The organism is Tenacibaculum litopenaei, assembly GCF_964514025.1.
Taxonomy (GTDB): domain Bacteria; phylum Bacteroidota; class Bacteroidia; order Flavobacteriales; family Flavobacteriaceae; genus Polaribacter; species Polaribacter litopenaei.
Map to the genome: position 1 here is coordinate 633,099 of NZ_CAZEQT010000001.1, position 8,451 is coordinate 641,549.

Here is an 8,451-nt window from a genome sequence, read left to right on the forward strand (position 1 = left end):
CACAGGAACCCCTTCTGAATCAGGAGTTTTTAACTATCGTATTCCGTTGGTAGCCCAATGTGGAGATCTGTTTGCCGAAGGAAGCATCACCGTAATACCGCAAAGTACTGTTGATAACCTTAATAAGTCTGAGAGCTTATGTGTGGGCACCCTGTTAACAACTATCGAACATTCGGTTTCGGGAGTAACAGGATTGGGAACTCCAGAAAATTTACCCTCTGGAGTAGCAGCACGTTTGGTGGGAGGTACCACTGTGGAAATTACAGGAACACCTTCTGAATCAGGAGTTTTTAATTATCGTATTCCTTTAACGGCCCAATGTGGAAATTTATTTGCCGAAGGAAGCATTACTGTGTTACCGCAAAGTACTGTTGATAACCTTGATAAGTCGCAAAGCTTATGTGTGGGTACCCTGTTAACAAATATCGAACATTCGGTTTCAGGGGTAACAGGATTGGGAACATCAGAAAATCTACCCTCAGGTGTAGCAGCACGTTTGGTAGGAGGTACAACTGTGGAAATCACAGGAACACCTTCTGAATCAGGAGTTTTCAACTATCGTATTCCTTTAACGGCCCAATGTGGCGATTTATTTGCTGAAGGAAGTATCACCGTAATACCGCAAAGCACTGTTGATAATGTTGATAAATCACAACGTTTATGTGTGGGCAGCCTGTTAACAACTATCGAACATTCGGTTTCAGGAGTAACAGGATTGGGAACACCAGAAAATTTACCCTCCGGAGTAGAAGCACGTTTGGTAGGAGGTACCACTGTGGAAATTACAGGAACACCTTCTGTATCAGGAGTTTTTAACTATCGTATTCCTTTAAAAGCCCAATGTGGAGATCTGTTTGCCGAAGGAAGCATCACCGTAATACCGCAAAGCACTGTTGATAATGTTGATAAATCACAAAGTTTATGTGTGGGTACCCTGTTAACAACTATCGAACATTCGGTTTCAGGAGTAACAGGATTGGGAACTCCAGAAAATTTACCCTCTGGAGTAGCAGCACGTTTGGTGGGAGGTACTACTGTGGAAATCACAGGAAGTCCTTTGGAATCAGGAGTTTTTGACTATCGTATTCCGCTGATAGCGCAATGTGGCGATTTATTTGTAGAGGGTAAAATAACTGTTTTTAAAAATAATACAGTATCGACAGGATCCTCACAACCAGAAGTTTTTTATGGGGATCACTTACCCGTGATTACTCATAAAACTACAGGGATAAACAAAATGATCAGTGTCAAGGGCTTGCCTAGAGGGGTTACTGCTCAATGGAAATCAGGACTGTTGGAGATTAATGGAATACCTGTGCAAAGTGGGGTTTTCAATTACAGTATTAGTATGGAAGGGAATTGTGGAGTTTCGATAGCTACTGGTATTATTAAGGTAAGAAATAAATTAGAAGTACGTGCCGATGACTTTATGCATAGTTCTTTTAAACCAGGAGATACTACAAGTTCAGTATTGGCCAATGATACATTAAATGGGCAAATGGTAGAGTTAGGAAATGGTCCTGATGAAGTATCCATGTTTTTGGTGAAAAGCTCGAACGTGTTGGAACTCAATAATGATGGGACTATTTTTATTAAAAAAGACATTCCTTCAGGCATTTACAAGTTGCGTTATGAATTATGTGATCACAGTAGTTTACAGAGTTGTAAACAAGGTGAGGTAACGATTCGAATTCAACGAGTTGCTAGTAGTTGACGATGGTTTTAAAAAACCTCCCTTGTTGTCTGGATTAACATCCTCATCCATTTTGGCCAATGATAGTTTTCGTGGAACTCCAATAGTTTTAGGAGATAAGGAATTACAGCTGACTGTAAAAACTTTTGGATTGCCTTTAGGTATAGAATTACTTACAGATGGGACTCTTAGCATTTCAAGTCAGGTGAGAAAGGGTATTTATCATTTTGAATACCAGCTTTGTGAAAATTTTTCAAATCCCAGAAATTGTAAAACGGCCACTGTAGTTGTATTTATTGATGAAGATAAAGATGGCGATGGGATTGCGGATTCTTTAGATAACCAGATTGTTCCTTGTTTTACAGCCTATAGTTATCTGACACCTAATGATGATGGTAAAAACGATGTGTTGATCATTAGTTGTCTTAATGAATCGAATTATAAAAATAATGATATCAAAATTTACAACAGATGGGGAAGTTTAGTGTACAAAAAACATGGATATCAAAATAATTGGAATGGAATTTCTGAGGCAAGTACAACTATTTCTAGCGGAAGTAGGTTGCCAACTGGTACCTATTATTATGTCTTTGATCCAGGAAACGGTAATAGTCCACGAGTTGGCTGGATTTATTTAAGTACAGAGTAAATATAATAGGTTGGAAATCACGTAAAATATAGACAATGAAACAGACGCGAATTCTATTAATAGTTGTAATTTTTCATTATTTTTTTAAAGGATGGAGTCAACAAGACCCCCAGTTTACGCAATATATGCTGAATGCTTTTTCATTCAATCCAGCTTATGCGCGGGCCAAAGAATATGCCGAGATTACCTTCTCGGCGCGTTCGCAGTGGATCGGTATTCCCGGAGCTCCGCGTTCACAGTTGTTAAGTGTTCGTGCGCCATGGAGCAATTCAAATTGGGGAATAGGTATAAACTTTATGAATGATACTGCGGGGCCTGTTAAGGAGCTTTCTTTTAATGTAGGAGCAGCTTATGAGGTGGAATTAAGTGGAAAGGAGACTTTGGCTTTCGGGATGAGATTTGGAGGCAGTTATGTTCGATTAGATCATAATCTGGGGTATATTAAGGATACTGGGGATAGGAATCTTCAGGATTATATCCGTGGTATACGTCCCACTATAGGCGCTGGAATACTTTACAGAAATGAAAAGTTTTATTTGGGAATAGCCGTTCCAAATGTTGTTCGTACGAGTCGTGTAAAAAAGACAACAAAAGCTAATGAAGCCACCAATCGAATCCATTTTTTTGTGGATAGTGGAATGTGGGTGTATATCAATCAAAATGTAATGTTTAAACCAGCCATGATGGCAAAGGCGGTTTTTGGTGCTCCAATAACTCTGGATGTATCGGCTAATTTTTTGTTCAACAATAAGTTTAGGGTAGGTCTTAATTATCGATTAGGGAATGCATTGGGAGGACTAGTAGGACTCAAAATTGGCAATGCTTCCCTGTTGAGTTACTCTTATGACTTAACCACAGGAGCATACAGACAATACAACGCGGGAACCCATGAGGTTGTTTTAAAAGTAGGTCTTGGAGCTACAGGTAATCGCAATTCAAAAATAATATCCTTCTAAAGGAGAGTAGATGATGTAGTATTTAAATACCCTAAAAAAAAACACCGAGTAAAATACTCAGTGTTTCTTTGTATGGTTTATTAACAGTGCTCGTCGTAAGCTGCTGCTAGATTTTGAGCGATAGCTTGAGCAGATCGACCTTCAATGTGATGACGCTCTAACATATGAACTAATTGACCATCTTTGAACAAAGCGATTGCTGGTGAAGATGGAGGAAATGGAATCATATATTCTCTAGCTTTTGCTGTAGACTCTTTCTCAACTCCAGCAAAAACAGTAGTTAAATGTTGAGGGCTCTTATCTGCACCTAAAGATGCAATTGCACCTGGTCGGGCAGTTCCTGCTGCACATCCACATACTGAGTTTACCATCACTAAGGTAGTTCCTTCTTTTGCTAAGGCGTTATCTACATCTTCCGCAGTGTATAAAGCGTCAAATCCAGCGCTGATCAACTCGTCACGCATTGGTTTTACTAATTCTTCTGGATACATATATATTAAATTTTTACAAAGATACCTCTTTTGTATGGGCACGCAAAATATTCGTGATAAGCTTATCTTATTGTAGCAATTACTACTTTTTATACCCAGTGAGATTTAAGATTTCCTTAAAATTTTTGTGAAAAGATATTCGTAGCATTTAAGTGTTTATATTTGAGGAAAAATATATTCATGGGAAAATTTGCGAAATGGTTGGGGGCTGGTGCTGGATTCACAATGGGAGGGCCCATTGGAGCTATAATAGGGTTTGTAGTAGGAAGTTTTATCGATGGAGTTTCTGTGGAGGATTTAAAAGCGGAACAACGAGAGTATCAGCAGAATACAGGGAATAGGAGTCAAGCCCAATCAGGCGATTTTGAAATTAGTTTGTTGGTATTGGCATCTATAGTTATTAAAGCAGATGGTAGAATCGATCAACGAGAACTCGATTTTGTCCGTCAGTATTTTGTTAGTCTTTATGGCAAAACAAGAGCAAATAATGCCTTTAAACTCTTTAAAGGTATCGTAAAGAAAGATGTTTCTGCAAGACAGGTTTGTATACAGATTAGGGAATATATGTCGCACTCGTCGAGACTACAATTATTGCATTTTTTGTTCGGAATAGCGCAAGCCGATGGACATGTTGCTCCTATTGAAGAAGAAACGATACATAAAATCTCATATTATTTATATATAAGTGATCGAGATTTTACATCTATCCGTGCGATGTTCGAGCAAAAGTCTGAGAGTGCCTATGAGATCTTAGAAATAGAGAGAACAGCAAGTGACAGTGAGATAAAACAGGCGTATAGAAAGATGGTGAAAAAGTATCACCCGGATAAGTTGGTCGGACTAGGAGAAGAACACGTAAAAATGGGAAAACAGAAATTTCAAAAGGTTCAAGAGGCTTATGAAAAGATAAATAATGAACGTGGTTTTTAACCATTCGTCGATACATTTTAGCACTTCTTAGGGGATTTCGTCGAATAAATTTTGTTAACATTTGTTAATTTATATATATTTACACCGTCAAACGAATGAATATATAAACCGACCCAGTTTACATATTTTGACGATAAACTACTAACAACTACATACTACAACACTACAACTACTAATACTAATACTACGAGTTATTCAGTCAATGACTCTTGCTTTTGCATGGCAAGATTTTGATTGGCTATTGTTAATGTAATATCTCATAGTTATGGTTAAAAATTACCTTTCAAAATATCCCTTGTGGATATTGATGTTCCTGTTGTTACCACTAGGAGCCTCGGCCCAAAATTGTACAGTACTCTCGGACTTTACAGCCGTTTGTATTGGCGCTTCTCAAACCTATGCGGCAGAAACTTCCGGAGGAGAAGCTCACACTATTAATTCAACAAATAATTACGGTTGTCTCGGTTCAAGTCCGAACTCACGCTGGTTCTATTTTAAGGTAGATACCGGGGGAAGTTTAGTGATCAACCAAACAAATTCAAATTTGGTAGATGTCGATGGAGCCATTTGGGGTCCTTTCGATACGTTGTCAGACATGACCACTTCCTGCGGATCTTACTCAACTCCGTTAGCCTGTGATTATGATACAGCAGCTGGATTTAATTTCAGTCTGACAGTGACAACTGGAAAGTATTATGCCCTACTGGTGTCTAACTTTTCTGGTAGCGCTACCAATATTACTTTAGCCGATGGTGGAAGTACTGCTGTGACGGACTGTTCTCCTGACATTCAGGTGACCAAAGCGGCAAGTGGATCGACCTTTAATGAAGGAGCCACAGTTAACTGGACCTTGACAGCCAAAAACGGTGGGGTGAATGATGGGACAAATATCAACATCACGGATGTCTTACCAGCAGGATTGAGTTATGTGAGTCATTCAGGCTCTGGAACCTACAGTTCTTCAACTGGAGTTTGGGCAGTAGGAACCCTCTCAGCAAATCAAACAGCAACGTTAACCATAACAACAACAGTAAATGCAAATACAGGTCCAACGACCATAACAAATACCATAACCAATGTAAGTTTAACCGAGACGGAGTCTAATGCACTACCCGATACCTTGAGCGATTCCATTACCATTAATGATCCGTGTAATGCAACCGCATCAGGGAATACAGATTCTGACGGAGATAATATCAGTGATGCCTGTGATCTTGATGATGACAATGACGGTATCTTGGATACCGATGAAGGATGTTCACAAAACGTTACCCTAACCCACGACTATGCTATAGGTTACTTTCAAGATGGAGGATCAAATGAAGTGAATATTGGAGGTAGTGGTGGAATTGTGAGCGCAACCAATTTCTATGACGGAGATGGCCCTGGAGTGAATGTCACGAAGCAAAGTATTTCTGGAGCAACGATTCATGATGTTACAGGCGTGAATCAATCGACTTTCGCAGCAGCACAAACTGACGGTGATTATATGGGGTCAACCTTGTTTACAGGATCTCAGACAAGAACCATTTCAAGATTTACATTTCCTTATTTAGGAAGTATATCGCAAGGAACTTTTACCGTTGCAGTAGTTATTTACGATCCAAATTCAGGAACAGAACACGTTCTGGATAGTGGAATAGTGGTATCCTCTAGTAATAATGGTGATTTTGATATGTCTAATGTGTTTGCAATGAAAGCAAATGCAACTTACGAACTGAGGGTGTATTTTTACAATGCCTCAGGGAATGTTCGTTTGGATAACCCCAGAGTAAGAACAAGTGTGGTTTCGACTACTTGTATCGATACGGATGGAGATTCAACTCCCGATTACTTAGATTTAGATTCAGATAATGATGGCTGTTTTGATGCTTTAGAGGCAGATGAAAATGTTACAGCAGCTCAGCTTGATGGGAATGGAAGAATTAATCAAGCGAGTCTTGGAGGTGTTGACGCAAACGGTGTTCCGAACCTTGTAAATTCAGGTGGAGCAGCTGATGCCGGTGGTGATCAAGGGCAAGGAGCGACAGGAAATGAAATTGTAGCAACCCAAGTAGTTGTTGATGCAACTGCTTTACAAAATAAGTCAGTAATTGAAGGAAACTCTACTAATTTTACAGTTACTTCAGTAACGGCAACAAATACAACCACTTTTACAGGAACCCCACCTAATACTACACCAAATTACGGTGCAGGGAGTGCCGCAGCGGCAAGTACCTATCAATGGCAAGAAGATGGAGTGAACTTATCAGACGGAGGTGTCTATTCAGGAACGACATCTGCCAATTTGATGATTTCCAATGTGAATGGATTAGATGGTAAAGTGTACAAATTGATTGTGACACACCCGAATAATGAGTGTATTAGTATTGAGAATAGTGCTACGCTTACAGTGCTAACAGATTCTGATGGCGATAATGTAGCCGATATAAATGACTATGATGATGACAATGACGGGATTTTAGATATAGATGAAAGACCTTGTTTTGCCTTCTCAGATAATTTTGGAACTGGTACAGGTAGTCCAGCTACTAGTCATCCCAATGTTCCAGCAGCAAATGTACAAAACGTAAGGGTTGGTACCAATGCTGATTTCCCAGGACAATCGTGGTATCAACCCAATTCAGGAGCAGATGCTGCTGGAGAAACAGAAGGGAAATACCTTGCATTAGATAATCCACAAGGTGTGACCCCTGTATTGATGTATTCAGAAACACTAACAGTGCAGGCAAATGAGCAATATTCTTATAGTTTATTTGCAGCGGCAGCCAGAGAGGTTAGTGGTCAGCCACTATCAAATTACCCTGATGTTCGTATGCAAATTAAGGATGGAATGGGAACCGTTTTACAAACGATTAATACGGGAGCAGTATCTTTAAATTGGACGCGTTACGAGTTTTTGTTTACTTCAACAACGACTTCAGTAACAATAGAAATCTATAACAATAATGCAGGCTCTGCTTATAATACGCTTTTAGTAGATGAAATTGCGATATCATTAATCTCTTGTGATACCGATGGTGATGGAACACCAGATTATCTTGATACCGATTCAGATAATGATGGTTGTTTGGATGCGATTGAAGGAAATGAAAATGTGGCAGCTGCCCAATTAGATGGAAATGGAAGAATAAATATAGCCACCCAAGGAGGTGTCGATGCAAATGGTGTACCTAATCTCGTAAATTCAGGAGGTGCAGCCGATGCTGGTGGTGATCAAGGTCAAGGATTGACCGGAAACGAAATTGTAGCGGCTTCAGCGCAAATTAATACCCAGCCTAGTACCGCAGTAAGCATTTGTACTGCTGACTCAGGTTCGATTTCAGTTGGAGCAACTTCGTTAACTACTACTACTTTTACGGGGACAGCTCCTGCTAGAGTTCCAGACTATAGCGGGAGTACTCCTTCAACAACAGGATTAGTATACCAGTGGCAAGTGCAAACCGGAGGAGCGGGAGCCTGGAGTAATTTGACGAATACAGGAATTTATTCGGATGTAACTACGACGAGTTTGACTATCACGAACCCTACTACTGGAGTTTCAACAAATAAATACCGTGTGGTTATTACCAGTACCTTAAATGAATGTATTAGTTTAACTTCAGGAGAATCAACGTTAACAGTAAACACAACCCCAAGTGCACCAACAGCAAGCGCACAAGCATTCTGTAGTGCCGATAGCCCAACAGTAGCTGATTTAGTAGCTACGGGAACAGGAATCCAATGGTATGC

At 39.8% G+C, this 8,451-nt stretch carries 5 protein-coding genes and 1 pseudogene; 5 read left to right on the forward strand and 1 reads right to left on the reverse strand.

Annotation, left to right across the window (positions count from 1 at the left end):
• The first annotated feature begins 46 nt into the window (after positions 1 to 46).
• From ACKTS5_RS02650 to ACKTS5_RS02660, 3 genes are read left to right on the forward strand one after another with little or no spacing between them, the layout of a single operon-like run.
• Positions 47 to 1,714, forward strand: a complete 1,668-nt coding sequence (locus ACKTS5_RS02650) for a hypothetical protein (protein WP_408042281.1) — start codon at positions 47 to 49, stop codon at positions 1,712 to 1,714.
• The gene (locus ACKTS5_RS02655) at positions 1,701 to 2,342 is read left to right on the forward strand and encodes a gliding motility-associated C-terminal domain-containing protein (protein ID WP_408042282.1); all 642 of its coding nucleotides are present in this window, start codon (positions 1,701 to 1,703) and stop codon (positions 2,340 to 2,342) included. Before ACKTS5_RS02650 ends, ACKTS5_RS02655 begins: the two co-directional genes overlap by 14 nt.
• A gap of 35 nt (positions 2,343 to 2,377) precedes the next feature.
• The gene (locus tag ACKTS5_RS02660; protein ID WP_408042283.1) at positions 2,378 to 3,298 is read left to right on the forward strand and encodes a PorP/SprF family type IX secretion system membrane protein; all 921 of its coding nucleotides are present in this window, start codon (positions 2,378 to 2,380) and stop codon (positions 3,296 to 3,298) included.
• Between the two features lie 80 nt (positions 3,299 to 3,378).
• Here the strand turns inward: ACKTS5_RS02660 and ACKTS5_RS02665 are convergent, their stop codons facing one another.
• Entirely contained in the window at positions 3,379 to 3,789 is a 411-nt protein-coding gene (locus ACKTS5_RS02665; protein ID WP_408042284.1) for a BrxA/BrxB family bacilliredoxin, read from the reverse strand.
• Between the two features lie 180 nt (positions 3,790 to 3,969).
• On the opposite strand from ACKTS5_RS02665, the gene ACKTS5_RS02670 reads away from it, so the two are divergent.
• Positions 3,970 to 4,719, forward strand: coding sequence for a TerB family tellurite resistance protein (locus ACKTS5_RS02670; protein WP_408042285.1), 750 nt, complete (start codon positions 3,970 to 3,972; stop codon positions 4,717 to 4,719).
• Positions 4,720 to 4,984: 265 nt separating this feature from the next.
• Positions 4,985 to 8,451: pseudogene (locus ACKTS5_RS02675) on the forward strand (DUF11 domain-containing protein); the annotation flags it as partial.